At 68.2% G+C, this 18,650-nt stretch carries 17 protein-coding genes; 14 read left to right on the top strand and 3 right to left on the bottom strand.

What is annotated here, in order from left to right; all coding sequences use genetic code 11:
• The first annotated feature begins 164 nt into the window (after positions 1 to 164).
• From dapF to hslU, 8 genes are all read left to right on the top strand, one after another.
• The gene (gene dapF / locus MBR110_RS02590) at positions 165 to 1,034 is read left to right on the top strand and encodes a diaminopimelate epimerase (protein ID WP_011886321.1); all 870 of its coding nucleotides are present in this window, start codon (positions 165 to 167) and stop codon (positions 1,032 to 1,034) included.
• A 37-nt stretch (positions 1,035 to 1,071) separates the two neighbouring features.
• Positions 1,072 to 1,806 carry a DUF484 family protein gene (locus MBR110_RS02585; RefSeq protein WP_045578692.1) on the top strand — a complete coding sequence of 245 codons (735 nt, stop codon included), beginning with the start codon at positions 1,072 to 1,074 and terminating at the stop codon, positions 1,804 to 1,806.
• A gap of 10 nt (positions 1,807 to 1,816) precedes the next feature.
• Positions 1,817 to 2,737, top strand: a complete 921-nt coding sequence (gene xerC / locus MBR110_RS02580; RefSeq protein WP_011886323.1) for a tyrosine recombinase XerC — start codon at positions 1,817 to 1,819, stop codon at positions 2,735 to 2,737.
• Positions 2,738 to 2,810: 73 nt separating this feature from the next.
• Positions 2,811 to 4,037 carry a class I SAM-dependent rRNA methyltransferase gene (locus MBR110_RS02575; RefSeq protein WP_034192465.1) on the top strand — a complete coding sequence of 409 codons (1,227 nt, stop codon included), beginning with the start codon at positions 2,811 to 2,813 and terminating at the stop codon, positions 4,035 to 4,037.
• A gap of 201 nt (positions 4,038 to 4,238) precedes the next feature.
• Positions 4,239 to 5,312 (top strand): CobW family GTP-binding protein, encoded by a 1,074-nt coding sequence (locus MBR110_RS02570; protein WP_011886325.1) that lies wholly within the window; start codon positions 4,239 to 4,241, stop codon positions 5,310 to 5,312.
• Positions 5,313 to 5,776: 464 nt separating this feature from the next.
• Positions 5,777 to 6,193: an RNA polymerase-binding protein DksA gene (gene dksA / locus MBR110_RS02565; protein ID WP_006477498.1), complete on the top strand. Its 417-nt coding sequence runs from the start codon at positions 5,777 to 5,779 to the stop codon at positions 6,191 to 6,193.
• 233 nt (positions 6,194 to 6,426) lie between these two features.
• The gene (gene hslV / locus MBR110_RS02560) at positions 6,427 to 6,963 is read left to right on the top strand and encodes an ATP-dependent protease subunit HslV (RefSeq protein WP_011886326.1); all 537 of its coding nucleotides are present in this window, start codon (positions 6,427 to 6,429) and stop codon (positions 6,961 to 6,963) included.
• A gap of 10 nt (positions 6,964 to 6,973) precedes the next feature.
• Positions 6,974 to 8,317 (top strand): ATP-dependent protease ATPase subunit HslU, encoded by a 1,344-nt coding sequence (gene hslU, locus MBR110_RS02555; RefSeq protein WP_011886327.1) that lies wholly within the window; start codon positions 6,974 to 6,976, stop codon positions 8,315 to 8,317.
• A 127-nt stretch (positions 8,318 to 8,444) separates the two neighbouring features.
• Here hslU and MBR110_RS02550 read toward each other — a convergent pair whose 3' ends face one another.
• The 3 genes from MBR110_RS02550 to MBR110_RS02540 all read right to left on the bottom strand — a co-directional run bounded on the left by MBR110_RS02550 (position 8,445) and on the right by MBR110_RS02540 (position 10,710).
• Positions 8,445 to 8,987 (bottom strand): response regulator transcription factor, encoded by a 543-nt coding sequence (locus tag MBR110_RS02550; RefSeq protein ID WP_011886328.1) that lies wholly within the window; start codon positions 8,985 to 8,987, stop codon positions 8,445 to 8,447.
• The gene (locus tag MBR110_RS02545) at positions 8,984 to 10,387 is read right to left on the bottom strand and encodes an ATP-binding protein (protein ID WP_011886329.1); all 1,404 of its coding nucleotides are present in this window, start codon (positions 10,385 to 10,387) and stop codon (positions 8,984 to 8,986) included. Before MBR110_RS02545 ends, MBR110_RS02550 begins: the two co-directional genes overlap by 4 nt.
• Before the next feature lie 98 nt (positions 10,388 to 10,485).
• A complete protein-coding gene (locus tag MBR110_RS02540; protein WP_011886330.1) occupies positions 10,486 to 10,710 on the bottom strand; it encodes a cysteine-rich CWC family protein in 225 nt (74 codons plus the stop codon).
• Positions 10,711 to 10,992: 282 nt separating this feature from the next.
• Here MBR110_RS02540 and argB point away from each other — a divergent pair, with 282 nt between their 5' ends.
• The 6 genes from argB (at position 10,993) to metW (ending at position 18,610) form a co-directional block, all read left to right on the top strand.
• Entirely contained in the window at positions 10,993 to 11,892 is a 900-nt protein-coding gene (argB, locus tag MBR110_RS02535) for an acetylglutamate kinase (RefSeq protein WP_011886331.1), read from the top strand.
• Positions 11,889 to 12,680: a pyrimidine 5'-nucleotidase gene (locus MBR110_RS02530; protein ID WP_011886332.1), complete on the top strand. Its 792-nt coding sequence runs from the start codon at positions 11,889 to 11,891 to the stop codon at positions 12,678 to 12,680. Before argB ends, MBR110_RS02530 begins: the two co-directional genes overlap by 4 nt.
• Positions 12,647 to 13,324 carry a nucleoid occlusion factor SlmA gene (slmA, locus tag MBR110_RS02525; RefSeq protein ID WP_043291572.1) on the top strand — a complete coding sequence of 226 codons (678 nt, stop codon included), beginning with the start codon at positions 12,647 to 12,649 and terminating at the stop codon, positions 13,322 to 13,324. The genes MBR110_RS02530 and slmA overlap by 34 nt, the downstream gene beginning before the upstream one ends.
• Positions 13,325 to 13,610: 286 nt before the next feature.
• The gene (locus tag MBR110_RS02520; RefSeq protein WP_181709247.1) at positions 13,611 to 16,601 is read left to right on the top strand and encodes an autotransporter family protein; all 2,991 of its coding nucleotides are present in this window, start codon (positions 13,611 to 13,613) and stop codon (positions 16,599 to 16,601) included.
• A 258-nt stretch (positions 16,602 to 16,859) separates the two neighbouring features.
• Complete coding sequence (gene metX / locus MBR110_RS02515; protein ID WP_011886335.1) at positions 16,860 to 18,005, top strand: homoserine O-succinyltransferase MetX; 1,146 nt, start codon at positions 16,860 to 16,862, stop codon at positions 18,003 to 18,005.
• Positions 18,002 to 18,610, top strand: a complete 609-nt coding sequence (gene metW, locus MBR110_RS02510) for a methionine biosynthesis protein MetW (protein ID WP_011886336.1) — start codon at positions 18,002 to 18,004, stop codon at positions 18,608 to 18,610. The genes metX and metW overlap by 4 nt, the downstream gene beginning before the upstream one ends.
• Positions 18,611 to 18,650 lie beyond the last annotated feature (40 nt).

Genomic DNA, 18,650 nt, shown 5'->3' with positions numbered 1-18,650 from the left:
CATGCGCCGCGGGCGCTGCGCCGCCGGCCAGCGCGGGACGCCCCTGCCCGCTGCATGTATCATTTACGGCTGAGATCGGCACGACGAACGACGCTGCCCGCGCGGGCGACCGTCGCCACATCGATCGTGCCGGCCGCCTCGTTCGCCATGGAATTCCGGACCCAGTGAAACTCTCGTTCACCAAGATGCACGGCGCGGGCAACGACTTCGTCGTGCTCGACGGCTATTCGCACACGCTGCCCCCGCTCACCGACGTGCAGGTGCGCGCGCTCGCCGACCGCCACTTCGGCATCGGCGCCGACCAGCTGCTGGTCGTCGAGAAACCGACCGTCGACGGCGCCGATTTCAAATACCGGATCTTCAATTGCGACGGCGGCGAGGTCGAGCACTGCGGCAACGGCGCGCGCTGCTTCGTGAAGTTCGTCACCGATCGCGGCCTGACCGACAAGCGCAGCGTGCGCGTGCAGGTGATGAAGGGCCTGATTACGCTGACGATGCAGGACAACGGCGAAGTGGTCGTCGACATGGGCGCGCCCGTGTTCGAGCCGGCCCAGGTGCCGTTCGACGCCAGCGGCCTCGACGGCCGCACGGACGGCAACGACACGCTGTGGCCGCTCGACGTCGGCGGCGCGACGCGCTGGGTGTCGACGGTCTCGATGGGCAATCCGCATGCGGTGCAGGTCGTCGACGACGCCGAAGCGTATCCGGTGCTCGCCGAAGGCCCGCTGATCGAGCGCCACGCGCGCTTCCCGAAGCGCGTGAATGCCGGCTTCATGCAGATCGTGTCGCGCCACGAGGTGAAGCTGCGCGTCTACGAGCGCGGCGCGGGCGAGACGCTCGCCTGCGGCACCGGCGCGTGCGCGGCGGTCGCGGCCGGCATCCGGCGCGGCCTGCTCGACACGCCGGTCACCGTCCACACGCACGGCGGCACGCTGACGATCAGCTGGGACGGCGCGCACGACGAACGCGCCGCGCTGACGATGGCCGGCCCGGCCACGACCGTGTTCGAAGGCGAGATCGAGCTGAACGTCTGACCCTTCAACGTCCTGAACCACTGAACGCTCCTGCCACATGAACGAACGCGACGTCGCCGACTACCTGCTCGCCAATCCCGAATTCTTCGCGCAACACGCGGAACTGCTCGCGACGATCCGTCTCGCCAACCCGCACGGCAAGGCCGCGATCTCGCTGCAGGAGCGGCAGATGGAAATGCTGCGCGACAAGAACAAGCATCTCGAGCGCCGGCTCGCCGAGCTGGTGCGCTACGGCCACGAGAACGACAGCCTGTCCGCGAAGTTCAGCCGCTGGACCGCCCGCGTCATCGCCGAACGTGACCCGTACGCGCTGCCGCGCACGATCGCCGACGGCATCGCCGACGTGTTCGACGTGCCGCAAACGGCGCTGCGCGTCTGGGACGTCGCCGACACCTACGCGCAAGCCGATTTCGCGCGCCAGGTCGGCGAGGAAGTGCGCCTGTTCACGAACGGGCTGGCGACGCCGTACTGCGGCGCGAACACCGGTTTCGAAGCGGCCCAGTGGCTCGCACCGGCCGTCGCGGCGCCGGCCGCCAACGCCGCGGCCTCGGCCGACACCGCCGAAACCGCGCCGGCCGGCGACGGTTCGCCCAAGTCGGTCGCGCTGCTCGCGCTGCGTGCGCCGCTCGCCGGCGTCGATGCGCCCGCGTTCGGGCTGCTCGTGCTCGGCTCGCCCGATCCGCGCCGCTTCCACGACGGCATGGCCACCGACTTCCTCGCGCAGATCGCGACGCTCGCGAGCGCCGCGCTCACGCGCCTGCTGCCGCACTGACACCGCGCCCATGCTCGACGATCCGATCGCCGCCTACCTGTCGAACCTGAAACACGTCAGGCAGCTGTCGGAGCACACGCTGCGCGGATACACGCACGAGCTCGACGAACTGAAGAAGCTCGCGGCCGGCCGCCCGCTGGAAACGCTGACGGCCACCGACGTGCGCGGCGCGGTCGCGCGCGCACACGCGGGCGGGCTGTCGGCGCGCTCGATCTCGCACCGGCTTTCCGCGTGGCGCGCGTTCTACCGATGGCTCGCGCTGCGCATCGAGATGCCCGCCAACCCGGTGGCCGCGGTGCGCGCGCCGAAGCGCCCGAAGACGCTGCCGAAGGCGCTGTCGGTCGACGACGCATCGGCGCTGATGGACGCGCCGCTGCCCGACACGACCGAAGGCATCCGCGATCACGCGATCCTCGAGCTGTTCTATTCGTCGGGGCTGCGCCTCGCCGAACTGGTCGGGCTCGACGCCATGTACACGCAGGCGGACGGCTACCGCTCGGCCGGCTGGCTCGATCTCGCCGAAGCGGAAGTCACGGTGCGCGGCAAGGGCAACAAGGAGCGCAAGGTGCCGGTCGGCCGCAAGGCGATCGCCGCGCTCAACGCATGGCTCGCGGTGCGCGGCGAATTCGTGAAGCACGATCCGCATCCGCTGTTCCTGTCGGTGCGCGGCAACCGGATGGCGCCGGGCGTCGTGCGCGAGCGCGTGAAGCGCGCGGCGCTCTCCGCCGGCATCCCGGCCAACGTGCATCCGCACGTGCTGCGCCACTCGTTCGCGACGCACGTGCTGCAATCGAGCGGCGACCTGCGCGCGGTGCAGGAGCTGCTGGGCCACGCGAGCGTCGCGGCCACGCAGATCTACACGTCGCTCGACTTCCAGCATCTCGCGAAGATTTACGACAGCGCGCATCCGCGCGCGAAGAAGCGCGACTGACGCGCGTACCGTTCGATGCGCCCCGCGCGCGGCCGCCAACGGCCGCCGCCGCACGACTCATTCAGACTCCATCATGCACACCGTCACCCTCAAACCGTCCAAGGACAAATCGCTGCAACGCCGGCATCCGTGGATCTACGCGAATGCGATCGACCGCGTCGACGGCCAGCCCGCGCCGGGCGCCACCGTGGTCGTGCGCGCACACGACGGCCGCTTCCTCGCGCGCGGCGCGTACAGCCCGCAGTCGCAGATCCGCGTGCGCGTGTGGAGCTTCGACGAGACCGAGCCGATCGACCACGCGTTCTTCAAGCGCCGCGTGCAGCGCGCGGTCGCGCACCGCAACGCGATGGTGTCGGGCACGGGCGCGGTGCGCCTCGTGTTCGGCGAAGCCGACGGCTTGCCGGGGCTGATCGTCGACTACTACGTCGCCGATACCGCCGAACCTGACGCCGAACCTGACGCCGCGCCGCGCGGCCAGCTCGTGTGCCAGTTCATGGCCGCGGGCGTCGAAGCGTGGAAGGACGCGATCGTGAAGGCGCTGATCGGCGCGACCGGCTGCCCGAACGTGTACGAGCGCTCCGACGTGTCGATCCGCGACAAGGAAGGGCTCGCGCAGACCACCGGCGTGCTCGCGGGCGACGCGCCGCCCGCGACGCTGATCGTCGACGAGAACGGCGTGCGCTATCACGTCGACGTGCCGCACGGCCACAAGACGGGCTTCTACGTCGACCAGCGCGACAACCGCGCGCTCGTCGCGCAATACGCGGCCGGCCGCGACGTGCTCAACTGCTTCTGCTACACCGGCGGCTTCTCGCTGGCGGCGCTCAAGGGCGGCGCGCAACGGGTCGTGTCGATCGATTCGTCGGGCGATGCGCTCGCGCTCGCGCAGCAGAACGTCGCGGCGAACGGCTTCGACGCCGCGCGCGCGAGCTGGCTCGACGCGGACGCATTCAAGACGCTGCGCCGGCTCGTCGACGAAGGCGAGCGGTTCGACCTGATCGTGCTCGATCCGCCGAAGTTCGCGCCGAACCGCGACAGCGTCGAGCGCGCCGCACGCGCGTACAAGGACATCAACCTGAGCGGCTTCAAGCTGCTGCGTCCGGGCGGCCTGCTGTTCACGTATTCGTGCTCGGGCGCGATCGACGCGGAGCTGTTCCAGAAGATCGTCGCGGGCGCCGCGGCCGACGCGAAGGTCGACGCGCGGATCCTGAAGCGCCTCGGCGCGGGCGTCGATCATCCGCTGCTCGCCGCGTTCCCGGAAGGCGAATATCTCAAGGGGCTGCTGTTGCAAATCGTCTGATCGCCCCGATCTATCGGCCCACTCGTCGCCGGCCCGCTCGTCGGGCGCCGGCCGACGCGCGCTGCAACCCGTCGTCCGGACGACGGGCGAAGGCTTGACAGGTATGTTTCAATGGATGGTTGTGCGCCCGGCCCAGCCGGCTCGCGGCGCGACGTACCCATCCTGGTTTTGACCCCGATTCACGAACCACAGGCGATCGACATGGCCACTCCCGTCACCATCCTCACCGGCTTCCTCGGCAGCGGCAAGACGACGCTGCTCAAGCGCATCCTGAACGAACAACACGGCATGAAGATCGCCGTGATCGAGAACGAATTCGGCGAAGAGAACATCGACAACGAGATCCTCGTTCAGGACACCAACGAGCAGATCATCCAGATGAGCAACGGCTGCATCTGCTGCACGATCCGCGGCGACCTCGCGCGCGCGCTCGGCGATCTGGCCGCGAAGAAGCGCGACGGCAAGCTCGACTTCGATCGCATCGTGATCGAGACGACCGGCCTCGCGAACCCGGGCCCGGTCGCGCAGACGTTCTTCATCGACAGCGAGATCGCCGACGACTTCCTGCTCGACGCGATCATCACGCTGGTCGACGCGAAGCATGCGAACGCGCAGCTGGACGAACACGAGGTGGTGCAGCGCCAGGTCGGCTTCGCCGATCGCCTGTTCATCACGAAGTCGGATCTGGTCGACGACGAAACCGTCGCGGCGCTCAAGCACCGCCTGCTGCACATGAACCCGAAGGCGACCGTCAAGGTCGTGAACTTCGGCGAAGCCGACATCAAGGAAATCTTCGACCTGCGCGGCTTCAACCTGAACGCGAAGCTCGAGATCGATCCGGATTTCCTCGCGGAAGACGACCACGCGCACCATCACCACGATCATGACCATGATCACGATCACGCGCATTGCGACCACGATCATGGCGAATGCACGCACGATCACGGCCACGGTCACCACCACCACGCGCACCACGACGACAAGATCAAGTCGTTCGTGTACCGCAACGACCGCCCGTTCGATCCGAACAAGCTCGAGGATTTCCTCGGCGGCATCCTGCAGATCTACGGCGAGCGGATGCTGCGCTACAAGGGCGTGCTGTACATGAAGGGCGTCGATCGCAAGGTCGTGTTCCAGGGCGTGCACCAGATGATGGGCAGCGACCTGGCGGCGAAGTGGCTGCCGGCCGAGAAGAAGACCAACAAGATGGTGTTCATCGGCGTCGACTTGCCGCAGGACCTGATCACCGACGGCCTCGACGCCTGTCTCGCGTGAACTCGCAGGCCGCCCGGCGGGCGGCCGTGACGCTGGCGGCGCGCCTTTGCCGGGCAGGGTTTCGCCGTCATCGCTTTTTCGCGATTTGCGCGTTATATTTTCTAGATATTGGCGCGGCCGACGGGGATCGACCCGATACGGCGGCCGCTTGCGATTCAGTTACAATACGTGCCCGCTGGAGTACGGCAATAACAGGCCCGGTTCTTGCAGAACCATTACCCGGGCATCGCAACCGCGCCGGATCGCCCATCCGCCACCGGCTGCGGCCGATGCGATCTGCCGCGCAGCACACCGGTTCGCCGCGCGCAGATCCGCGCCAGGCCCGTCCTGGTATTTGAGAACCGGTTTTCCAGAGGCTTTCGGCCCCGCGGCGGCTAATCGCAAATGATTGCTAGCGCAGTTGCGGGTAATCCCAAAGTGCAGGCAATATCTCCGGATTTGCCGCACATTGAAGAAGCAAGCAGATGACGAAGAAACTCTTGACCGAAGCCGAAATCCTGAAGATGAGCGACAAGGATTACATGAATGAGGATCAGCTCGCCTTCTTCAAAAATCGGCTCGAACAGTTGCAGGCGGACATCCTCAAGAACGCTGGCCAGACGACCGAGAACCTGCGCGAGACGGTGATCGTGCCCGATCCCGCCGATCGCGCGACGATCGAGGAAGAGCACGCGCTCGAGCTGCGCACGCGCGATCGCGAACGCAAGCTCCTCAAGAAGGTTCAGCAGTCGCTCGCCCGCATCGATTCCGGCGATTACGGCTGGTGCGAGGAAACCGGCGAACCGATCGGCATCCCGCGCCTGCTCGCGCGCCCGACCGCGACGCTGTCGCTCGAGGCGCAAGAGCGCCGCGAGCTGCGCCAGAAGCTGTTCGGCGACTGATCGGCGGCGTTCCGCCCCCACACGCTGCTTCCCGAAAGCGCGCGGCCTGCCGCGCGCTTTTTGTTTTCCGGCACCGGTTCCCGGCTGCCGGCGATTTGCGTCCCCTCTTGATATCCCGGCGCGCGCCCTAAAATGAATCGGACGCGCGCCGGGCCGCTCCCGGCGCACTGCGATTCATGCGGCGGCGCGTCCCGCGCCGCCCGACTCTTCCCCGTTTTTCTCAAGGAACGCAGATGGAGCAATTTCACGGCACGACCATCGTTTCGGTCCGGCGCGGCGACAAGGTCGCGCTCGGCGGCGACGGCCAGGTAACCCTCGGCAACATCGTCATGAAGGGTGGCGCGCGGAAAGTGCGGCGGATCTACAACAACCAGGTTCTGGTCGGATTCGCAGGCGGCACCGCCGATGCGTTCTCGCTGCTCGATCGCTTCGAGGCGAAGCTCGAGAAGCACCAGGGCAACCTGACCCGCGCGGCCGTCGAGCTCGCGAAGGACTGGCGCACCGACCGGATGCTGCGCCGTCTCGAGGCGATGCTGATCACCGCCGATGCGACCACCACGCTCGTCATCACCGGCAACGGCGACGTGCTCGACCCGGAAGGCGGCATCTGCGCGATCGGCTCGGGCGGCGCCTACGCGCAGGCCGCGGCCCGCGCGCTGGCCGAGAATACCGACATGTCGCCGCGCGAGATCGTCGAGAAGTCGCTCGAGATCGCCGGCGACATGTGCATCTACACGAACCACAACCGCATCATCGAAACGATCGAGTAAGGACCGCCCCATGAGCACCATGACCCCTGCCGAGATCGTCTCGGAACTCGACAAGCACATCATCGGCCAGTCGAAGGCGAAGAAGGCCGTCGCGGTCGCGCTGCGCAACCGCTGGCGCCGTCAGCAGGTCACCGAGCCGCTGCGCCAGGAAATCACGCCGAAGAACATCCTGATGATCGGGCCGACGGGCGTCGGCAAGACCGAAATCGCGCGCCGCCTCGCGAAGCTCGCCGATGCGCCGTTCATCAAGATCGAAGCGACCAAGTTCACCGAAGTGGGCTACGTCGGCCGCGACGTCGACAGCATCGTGCGCGACCTGATCGAGATCTCGGTCAAGCAGACGCGCGAATCCGAGATGCGCAAGGTGCGCAGCAAAGCGACCGACCAGGCGGAAGACCGCATCCTCGACATCCTGCTGCCGCAACCGCGTGCGGTGGGCTTCGGCGGCAACGCCGACCACGCGAACGACGACAACAACGCGACGCGCCAGACGTTTCGCAAGCGTCTGCGCGAAGGCCAGCTCGACGACAAGGAAATCGAGCTCGACCTGGAGCAGCCGTCGGCCGGCATGGACATCATGGCGCCGCCGGGCATGGAAGAGATGACCGAGCAGATCCGCTCGATGTTCTCGAACCTCGGCAGCGGCAAGAAGCAGCGCCGCAAGGTGAAGATCCAGGAAGCGCTGAAGCTGCTGACCGACGAGGAAGCGGCGAAGATGCTCAACGACGAGGAAGTGAAGACGAAGGCCGTGCAGAACGTCGAGCAGAACGGCATCGTGTTCCTCGACGAGATCGACAAGATCACGTCGCGCAACAACGAAGGCAGCGGCGGCGAAGTGTCGCGCCAGGGCGTGCAGCGCGACCTGCTGCCGCTCGTCGAAGGCACGACCGTCAACACGAAGTACGGGATGGTGAAGACCGATCACATCCTGTTCATCGCGAGCGGCGCGTTCCACCTCGCGAAGCCGAGCGACCTGATTCCGGAGCTGCAGGGCCGCTTCCCGATCCGCGTCGAGCTCGATTCGCTGTCGGTCGAGGATTTCGAATCGATCCTCGTCGCGACCGACGCGAGCCTAGTCAAGCAATACCAGGCGCTGCTCGCCACCGAGGACGTGCAGCTCGACTTCGCCGCGGACGGCATTCGCCGCCTCGCCGAGATCGCGTACGCGGTCAACGAGAAGACCGAGAACATCGGCGCGCGCCGGCTGTACACGGTGATCGAGAAGCTGCTCGAGGAAGTGTCGTTCTCGGCCGGCAACCACGCCGGCGAGCGCGTGACGATCGACGCGCAGTATGTCGACCGCGCGCTCGGCGAAGTGTCGCAGGACGAGGACCTGTCGCGCTACGTGCTGTAACGCGCGGGGCGGCAGCGACTTGAAAACGGGCGGCCCGATGGGCCGCCCGTTTTCGTTTGGGGCCGGGGGGCCGGTGCCTAGCGGCAGGTGCTTGGCGGCCGATGCCTCGCGACCTGTGCCCCGCGGCTTACTGCCGCACCGGCTTCTTCGCGAGCTTGCGCTGCAGCGTGCGGCGATGCATGTTCAGCGCGCGCGCGGTGGCCGAGATGTTGTTGTTGTTCTCCGCGAGCACGCGCTGGATGTGCTCCCATTCGAGCCGGTCGACCGACAGCACGACCGGATTCTCCAGCGCCTCGTCGGCCTGCACTTCGCTCGCGTTGGTCTGCAGCGCGGCGAGGATCGACTCGACGTTCGCGGGTTTCGCCAGATAGTTGTCGGCGCCCTCCTTCACGGCCTGCACGGCGGTCGCGATGCTCGCGTAGCCGGTCAGCACGAGGATTCGCGCGTCGGGTTGCAGGTCGCACAGCGGCGCGATCAGGCTCAGGCCCGAATCTTCGCCCAGATGCAGATCGACGGTGATGAACTGGAACTTGCCGCCGGCCGCGAGCCGCAGCGCCGTGTCCTTGTCGTGCGCCTGCTGGACCGCATAGCCGCGTCGTTCGAGACCGCGCGCGAGCGTGCCCGCGAACACCTCGTTGTCGTCGATCACCAGGAAATTGTTCTCGCTCATGTCGTTTCTCCGTCTACGTGTTGGTTTGAGGCGGCCGGCGCCGTGATGCGCGCGACCGGCAGCCGCAGCACGGCACGCGTGCCGCGGCCGGCCGCCGCCATGCGTTCGAGCGCGCGCTCGTCGGGGCGCTGGCCCGCCGCGGCAGCGGCCTGCGGATGGGCGCCGCCCGCGCGACCGTTGCCCGCGGCGCGCGGCGTGACGTCGGACAGCTCGATGTCGCCGCCCAGACGCGCCGCCGCGCTGAACGCGAGATACAGGCCGACGCCGTGGCCGCCTTGCGTGCTGTCGACCGGCATCGAGCCGAGCGATTCGCGCAACGCGGCCGGAATGCCGGGGCCATCGTCGCATACTTCGAATTCGATCTGGTCGGCCACGCGGTCGTGATGCGTGAGCTTCGCGGCCAGCGTCACGCGCTGCGGGCTCGCCCGCGCCGCGTTGTCGAGCAGGATCGTCAGGATCTGGCCGGCCGCGACCGTGTCGTCGAGCGCGACGCCCGACGGGCGCGCGCCGAGCAGCTCGAACTGCACGTGCGGATGCCGCAGGCGCCAGTGCTCGACGAACGTGTCGAGCCAGTCGTCGACCGGCTGACGGCTCGCCGGCGCGCTCGCCCGACTGCGCAGCCGCGCGAGCGCCGACGTGCAGAGCGTCATCTGTTCTTCCAGCACCTTCAGGTCGGCCTCGTAGCGCGCGAGCCCCGGGTCGGCACGCGCCGCGTCGCGCAGCTCCTCGGTCAGCATCGCGATGGTCGACAGCGGCGTGCCCATCTCGTGCGCGACGGTGGCGGCCTGCACGCCGAGCGCGACCGCGCGCTCGTCGCGCAGCAGGTGCGTCTGCGCTTCGCCGAGCGCCGCGTCGCGCTGGCGCAGCGCGTTCGACATCCGGGCGACGAACCACGCGATCAGCCCGACGCTCACCATGAAGTTCACCCACATCCCGGTGCGGTAGTAGTCGAACAGGTTCGCCGGGTTGTCCATGTTCAGCGGCACCGAGTCGAAGCCGAGCGCCGCGTAGCACGCGACCGCGAACGCCGCGAGCCAGACCATCAGCGTCCACGGCAGCACGGCCGCCGCGATCGCCAGCGATGGCAGATACAGCGACACGAACGGATTGGTCGTGCCGCCAGACAGGAACAGCAGCGCCGACAGCGCGCCGAGATCGACCCATAGCTGGCCGAGCAGCTCGAAATTGGTCTCGGGCCGCGCGCGCAGCACGCGCAGCCACGTCAGCGCATTGAAGACGATCTCGAGCGCGATGACCATCAGCATCGCCGGCAACGGCAGATGCACGCCGAAATAGGTCTGAACGACGCCGATCGTCACGAGCTGGCCGATGATCGCCAGATTGCGCAGCCAGAACAGGTGACTGAGGTTGACGCGCCCGGTGGTGGTGATTCTTTGCATCCGAGCAGTTTACCCGTTTAGCGGGCGGCGGCTCCACCAGGGGCCGGATCGGCGCCGGCGCCCGCGCTGCCCGACGGGCCGCGACCGCGCTCCCCCGCTCATCCGGCCGCACCGGCGACGCGCTTCGCGATCTCGTCGGCGAGGCACTCGGGGCAGCGGCACTGCGCACCGGCCGCCGGTGGCGCGGCGCCCGGCACGGCCGGCATCGCCGTGCACCAGCACTCGAACGGCTGCGTGCCGGCGCCGCAGTCGAAGCTGCGCCCGCACTGCGGGCAGCGCGCGCGGTGCGGGGTCGAACGGGCGTCGGCGGCAGTATCGGTCATCGGCGGAGCGCAGAAGCGGGCACGAACGTCGCCCTACCGGACAAGCATAGCGCGGCGCCCGGATTTTGCACGTCGGCCACCCGGCCAACGTGCGCGGCGCATCGTGCCGGATGCGTCGCGCGACACCGCGCGCGGATCGCCCCGGCCATGCGCGGCGCCATGGCCGGCGGGCCGCCCGGCGCGTTTCATCGGCCGTCCGGCCGGCCCAAAAACCCGATGCTGCGCTGCGCCACTCCTGTACAATTCGGCCTGTTTCAACCGTTCCCAGCCAGAGCTGCCGCCATGTCCGAGCCCATCGACCTCTCGCAGATCGCCCCCACGCTGAAGGCAGAAATCCTTGCCGAAGCGCTGCCGTACATCCGCCGCTACCACGGCAAGACCGTGGTGATCAAATACGGCGGCAACGCGATGACGGAAGAGCGGCTCAAGCAAGGCTTCGCGCGCGACGTGATCCTGCTGAAACTGGTCGGCATCAATCCGGTGATCGTCCACGGCGGCGGCCCGCAGATCGATCATGCGCTGAAGAAGATCGGCAAGGCCGGCACCTTCATCCAGGGCATGCGCGTGACCGACGAAGAGACGATGGAAGTCGTCGAATGGGTGCTGGGCGGCGAAGTGCAGCAGGACATCGTGATGCTGATCAACCACTTCGGCGGCCATGCGGTGGGCCTGACGGGCAAGGACGGCGGCCTGATCCACGCGCGCAAGCTGCTGATGCCGGACCGCGACAATCCGGGCCAGTACATCGACATCGGCCAGGTCGGCGAAGTCGAGGCGATCAACCCGGCGGTCGTGAAGGCGCTGCAGGACGACGCGTTCATTCCGGTGATCTCGCCGATCGGCTTCGGCGAAGACGGCCTGTCGTACAACATCAACGCCGACCTCGTCGCCGGCAAGCTGGCCACGGTGCTGAACGCCGAGAAGCTGCTGATGATGACCAACATTCCCGGCGTGATGGACAAGGACGGCAACCTGCTGACCGACCTGTCGGCGCGCGAGATCGACGCGCTGTTCGAAGACGGCACGATCTCGGGCGGCATGCTGCCGAAGATTTCGTCGGCGCTCGACGCGGCGAAGAGCGGCGTGAAGTCGGTGCACATCGTCGACGGCCGCATCGAGCACTCGGTGCTGCTCGAAATCCTGACCGACCAGCCGTTCGGCACGATGATCCGCTCGCATTGAGCGCGCGCCGCCCGCCCCCCGCTGTCGAACTGCCGGCGTCGCTGCGACGCCGGCGCGTCTCCCGTAGCCGGCCGCAAGCCGGCGCGCCCGTCTGGCTGTTCGACCTCGACAACACGCTGCACCACGCATCGCATGCGATCTTCCCGGAGATCAACCGCGCGATGACGCAGTACATCATCGACACGCTGAACGTCGAGCGCGCCGAGGCCGACCGCCTGCGCACCGGCTACACGCAGCGCTACGGCGCCGCGCTGCTCGGCCTCACGCGCCATCATCCGATCGACCCGCACGACTTCCTGAAGGTCGTCCACACGTTTGCCGATCTGCCGGCGATGCTGCGCGCCGAGCGCGGCCTCGCACGCCTCGTCGCCGCGCTGCCGGGCCGCAAGTTCGTGCTGACCAACGCGCCGGAAAACTACGCGCGCGCGGTGCTGCGCGCGCTGCGCATCGAGCGGCTGTTCGAGCGCGTGATCGCGATCGAGCACATGCGCGACCGCCGCGCGTGGCGCGCGAAGCCCGACCACACGATGCTGCGCCGGACCATGCGGGCCGCGCATGCGCGGCTGGCCGACGCGATCCTCGTCGAAGACACGCGCAGCCATCTGAAGCGCTACAAGCGCCTCGGCGTCGGTACCGTATGGATCACCGGCCACCTGCCCGGCCATCTGCCGAGCACCGGCCGTCCGCATTATGTCGACCAGCGCATTCGTTCGTTAAAATCGCTGCGACTGGGCACACGATCGGGGCGACAGAAATGCAGCCGACTTATCCGCAGGACCCTGCCGTAACGGAACACCAGGCCACGCCGTCCCGCCCGCGCCCGAAGCCGGGCGAGCGGCGCGTGATGATCCTGCAGACGCTCGCCGCGATGCTCGAGGCGCCGAAGCCGGAGAAAATCACGACGGCCGCGCTGGCCGCCCGCCTCGACGTGTCGGAAGCCGCGCTGTACCGGCATTTCTCCAGCAAGGCGAAGATGTACGAAGGACTGATCGAGTTCATCGAGACGACCTTCTTCGGCCTCGTCAATCAGATCTCCGCTAAAGAGCCCGACGGCGTGCTGCAGGCGCGCGCGATCGCGATGATGCTGCTCAATTTCGCGGTGAAGAACCCCGGAATGACGCGCGTGCTGACCGGCGAAGCGCTGGTCGGCGAAGACGGGCGGCTGGCCGAGCGCGTCGAGCAGATGCTCGAACGAGTCGAAGCGTCGCTCAGGCAATCGCTGCGGCTGGCACGCGCCGACGCGGGCGCGGGCGCGGGCGCGGACGGCGGATCGGCCGTGACGACGCCGCTGCCGGGCGATTACGACCCGACGATGCGCGCGAGCCTGATCGTCAGCTACGTGCTCGGCCGCTGGCATCGCTACGCGAAAAGCGGCTTCGGCAAATCGCCGACCGAATATGCGGATGCGCAACTGCGGCTGATTCTGCAGTAGGCAATGCCGGCGCGCGCCGGCGATAGACGGATCGATGCGCCGCATCTCGTGCGGCGCATCCGCTCGAACCTGCGCGATGCGGAGCCGCTCACCGGCATCGTCGCCGGCCATCGACGGCTATCGACGGTTCGACGCACGCAGCACGTCGAACGCCCCGGTCGCTCCACCCACCGAATGGCCAACCTCGCCCCTTTTGCCCGTCAGCGCGGCAAAATTCGAACTCGTCCAATTTCCAATCTCTCCCATACTAACTACTTTTAGCCCGTTACCAAACAGAGGTGAACGGGTGAACCATCGCAGCTTTCCACTTTCTCGAACCCGCACCGGCCGCCGTCTCGCCCATTCGGCGCTGATCGCCGGTGCCGTGATGCCGTGGGCGTCCAGTGCGCAAATCGCCGGCGGCCCGCAGCAGGCCAACGGCGTCGCGCTCGAGGTCGCGCCGGGCGACTATTCGACGACCCAGGTCGGCCGCGCGGTGCTGTCCGCGATCAACGGCGGACATCTGACGACGACGGCCAAAACCCGCGCGTTTTCGACGGGCCCCGTCGCCGCCGGCGCCGCCGCATCGGGAGCGGGCTCGCGCGTGGAACTGCGCGATACGGAAATCCGCACGCGCGGCGGCAACAGCGTCGGCATCGACGTGCGCGGCGGCGCGAGCGCGTCGGCGGAACGCGTGTCGATCGATACCGACGGCGACTACGCGCACGGTGCATACCTCTACGGCGCGAACGGCGAGTTCCGCATCGCGGACAGCGCAATCGTCACGCGCGGCAAGGAAAGCGCCGGCATCAACGTGATCGGGACGCCGGGCGGCACGATCGATGTCGCCACTACGTCGATCCGGACCAGCGGCCTGTACGCCTCCGGCCTGTCGATCAGCTACGACGGCGCACACGCGACGCTCGATCGCACCGAGATCCGGACGGACGGCAACTACGCGCCGGTGCTGTTCCTGCCGAGCACGTCCACGGTCGCGTTCAGCGACTCGTATCTGCACGCCAGCGGCGTAGGCTCGCTCGGCGTCGATATGCGCGCGGGCGACGTCGCACTCGCACGCACGCGCGTGATCACGGAAGGCACCAGCGCGCACGGGCTGTACGCATCGAAGGAATACGCCGACACGCCCGTCATCGACGCGACCGATACGCGCGTGACGACCACCGGCGCGCGCGCGGCCGGCGCGATTGCGCGGCGCGGCGGCAAGATCGCGATGACGCGCGGCGGCATCGACACGCGCGGCGCAGGCTCGCCCGGTGCGATGTCGTCCGACAGCGGCTCCGTCGTCACCGCCACCGACATGAGCGTCGACACGTACGGCGACGGCGCCGTCGCGCTCCACGCCAGCACCGGCGGCCGAATCGACCTGTTGCGCAGCGACGCACGCACGCGCGGCGACGGCGCTTATGCGGCCAGCGTCTACGGCGGCGCGCTGAACGTCGATGGCGGCTCGCTCGTCAGCGACCGATACGGCGCGCTCGACGCGGCCGGCGGCAGCATCGCGCTGCGCAACGGCGCGCGCGCGACCGGCGGCGACGGCACGCTGCTGGCCGTCCATGCGCAATACGATGCGCCCGTGCGGCTGACGCTCGACACCGGCTCGCATGCGTACGGCGACATCGTGAACCATCCGGCCGACGACGGCAGCCCGACGCCGGCATTGACGGACGTCGCGCTGTCGAACGCGTCCACGTGGACCGGCGCGACCGATGCGGTGCGCACGCTGTCGCTCGACTCGGACAGCCGCTGGACCGTCACCGCGGATTCGTCGGTCGGCTCCGTCGCGCTGAACGACTCGACGATCGCGTTCGCAGAGCCGACCGCCCGCGCATTGGCGACACCGCGTACGCTCGTCGTGACGGGCGACTACGCGGCGCACAACGGCAAGCTGGTGATCCATACGACGCTGCAGGACGACGCATCTCCGACCGACCGCCTCGTGATCGACGGCGGCCATGCAGCGGGCGACACCGGCATCGTCGTCAAGCGCGCGGGCGGCACCGGTGCGCAAACGACCGTCGGCATCCCGATCGTCGAAACGCGCAACGGCGGCACCACCGACGTGTCGGCATTCACGCTCGATGCAGGATCGGACGGCTACCGCGCAGGCTTCGGCACGTTGTCCGCTGGCGGCTACGACTACATGCTCGAGCGCGGCGGCCGCGGTGGCCGGACCGACGACTGGTATCTCGTATCCGCGGCGCAGCCCCAAGCGCAGCCGGAACCCGAGCCGCAGCAACCGCCGCCACCATCGCAACCGCCGGCCCCGGTGCCCCCCGCCGCGCCGATCGAACCCGAAGCCGTACCACCTGCGCACTCGACCGCTCCGGAGCCCGACGCCTATCTCGCGAATGCGGATGCGGCGTCGTGGATGGCGGTCCACACGCTGCATCAGCGCGACGATCGCTCGCTGCGCACCGCAGCCGCCGGCCCGCTCGACGGCGCAGTGTGGCTGCGCGCCGAAGGCCAGATGACCTCGATGTCGGGCGGCGGCCGCAGCGTGTCGGGCAACGGCCGCCTGCTGCACGCGGGCGCCGACCTGCTGCGCTTCGACGACGGTCGCGGCGGCAGCGTCCGCATCGGCGCGATGGGCATGTACGGCAGCCAGACGAACTGGTCGACGCGCCCGCTGTGGAACGCCCTCGAGCGCCGGACGATGGACGCGACCGCGCGCGGCAGCGTGTCCGGCTACAACGTCGGCGTGTACGGCACGTGGTACGGCAGCCGCGACATCCTGTCCGGCCCGTACGCCGATGCGTGGTTCATGTACGGCGCCTATGCGAACAGCGTCGGCGGCAGCCTCGCCGCCGATTCGTACCGGTCGCGCACCGTCACGGGCTCGCTCGAAGCCGGCTATTCGCTGCCGTTCTACGAGCGCGGCGACTCGCGCTTCTTCGTCGAGCCCGAAGTGCAGTTCGTCGTCTCGGACTACGGCGCGGACGCACATGCGACGCCCGGCGGCCGCATCGACGGCCAACGCTCGACCGACCTGCTGACCCGCGTCGGCGTGCGCGTGCACGGCGTCACCGCGATCGCCGCAGGACGCGAGCTGCGGCCGTTCTTCGAGGCGAACTGGTGGCACGGCCCCGGCTCGCGTGCGTTGACGCTCGACGGCAATGCGTTCTCATTCAACGTCCCGCGCGATCGGGCGGCGCTCCGGATCGGCGCGACCGGCCAGTTGAGCCGGCGCTTCTCGGTCTCGGCGAGTGTCGGCGTCGAAGGCAATCTGTCCGACTACGCGCTGGTTCGCGGGCAACTGTCGGCAAAATATCGCTGGTGAGCCGAGCCGGCGCCCAGCGGCCCACGAAATCCGTGGGCCGGCGAATTCCGCTATACTCTGCCGACTGCCGCCACTGGCGGCAGGTCGGAAGCGCGCCGATTTGCTGACTCGATTGCGGGCGCGCGAACCGGCCGGGGCGCGAAGTACGAGCGACCCGGCGGTTCACTACAAATGCGGCTAAAGAGGTCGTCAGCCGCGCAATTTCGCCTCCGCGCATCGCCGACACCGTTTAGCCGCCCCAGTCATAAGGCGGAACGAATGGAATCGATCGGCATCGTCGCTCCACAGACCATGCACTTCGCCGAACCGCTGCGCTTGCAAAGCGGCAGCGTGATCGGCAACTATCAGCTCGTCGTCGAGACCTACGGCGAGCTCAACGCCGCGCGTTCGAACGCGGTGCTCGTCTGTCACGCGCTCAACGCGTCGCACCACGTCGCCGGCATCTACGCGGACGATCCGCGCAGCACCGGCTGGTGGGACAACATGGTCGGCCCGGGCAAGCCGCTCGACACCAACCGCTTCTTCGTGATCGGCGTGAACAACCTCGGCTCGTGCTTCGGCTCGACCGGCCCGATGAGCGACGATCCGTCGACCGGCCAGCCCTACGGCGCGCGCTTCCCGGTGGTGACCGTCGAGGACTGGGTGCATGCGCAGGCGCGCGTCGCCGACGCGTTCGGCATCGACCGCTTCGCCGCCGTGATGGGCGGCAGCCTCGGCGGGATGCAGGCGCTCGCGTGGAGCCTGATGTATCCCGATCGCGTCGCGCATTGCATCGACATCGCATCGACGCCGAAGCTGTCCGCGCAGAACATCGCGTTCAACGAAGTGGCGCGCTCGGCGATCCTGTCCGATCCCGACTTCCACGGCGGCAACTACTACGCGCACGGCGTGAAACCGAAGCGCGGGCTGCGCGTCGCGCGGATGATCGGCCACATTACCTATCTGTCCGACGACGACATGGCCGAGAAATTCGGCCGTGCGCTGCGCCGCGCGGACGGCGCGCTCGATGCCTACAACTTCAGCTTCGACGTCGAGTTCGAGGTCGAGTCGTATCTGCGCTACCAGGGCGACAAGTTCGCCGATTATTTCGACGCGAACACCTACCTGCTGATCACGCGCGCGCTCGACTACTTCGATCCGGCCAAGGCGTTCGACGGCAACCTGACCGCCGCGCTCGCGCACACGCAGGCGAAATACCTGATCGCGAGCTTCTCGACCGACTGGCGTTTCGCGCCCGCGCGTTCGCGCGAGATCGTGAAGGCGCTGCTCGACAACAAGCGCACCGTCAGCTACGCGGAAATCGACGCGCCGCACGGCCACGACGCGTTCCTGCTCGACGACGCGCGCTATCACAACCTGATCCGCGCGTATTACGAACGCATCGCCAACGAGGTGGGAGCATGAACCAGCAAGCGCTGAATTCCCTGTCCGCACGCGCGGACTTCCGTGCGATCGCGCGCTGGGTCGAGCCGCGCGCGACGGTGCTCGATCTCGGCTGCGGCGACGGCTCGCTGCTGTCGCTGCTGATGGAAGAACTGGACGTCACCGGCTACGGGATCGAGCTGAACGACGCCGGCGTGCTCGCGAGCACGAAGAACGGCATCAACGTGATCCAGCAGAATCTGGAAGACGGCCTGCGCCTGTTCGAGGATCACAGCTTCGACATCGCGATCCTGTCGCAGACGCTGCAGACGATTCACCAGACGGCCGCAATCCTGCGCGAGACCGCGCGCGTCGGGCGCGAATGCATCGTGTCGTTCCCGAACTTCGGCTACTGGGCGCATCGGCTGTCGGTGCTGCGCGGCCGGATGCCGGTGTCGAAATCGCTGCCTTACCAATGGCACAACACGCCGAACGTGCGGGTGCTGACGATCAAGGACTTCGAGGCGCTCGCGCCGGAAGTCGGCGTGACGATCCTCGATCGCATCGTGCTGCACGAAGGCCAGCTGATTCGGTGGGGAGCGAACTGGCGTGGTAGTCTTGCTGTCTACCGCGTGAAGCGCAGCTGAGCGGCGGGCCGTCGACGGACGCTCCGGCCCGCCCGCGCGA

This window comes from Burkholderia sp. MBR-1 (assembly GCF_013822785.1).
Lineage (GTDB): Bacteria > Pseudomonadota > Gammaproteobacteria > Burkholderiales > Burkholderiaceae > Burkholderia > Burkholderia vietnamiensis.
Note: the sequence above shows the minus strand (reverse complement) of the source record. Positions and strands in the feature narration are given on the sequence as shown.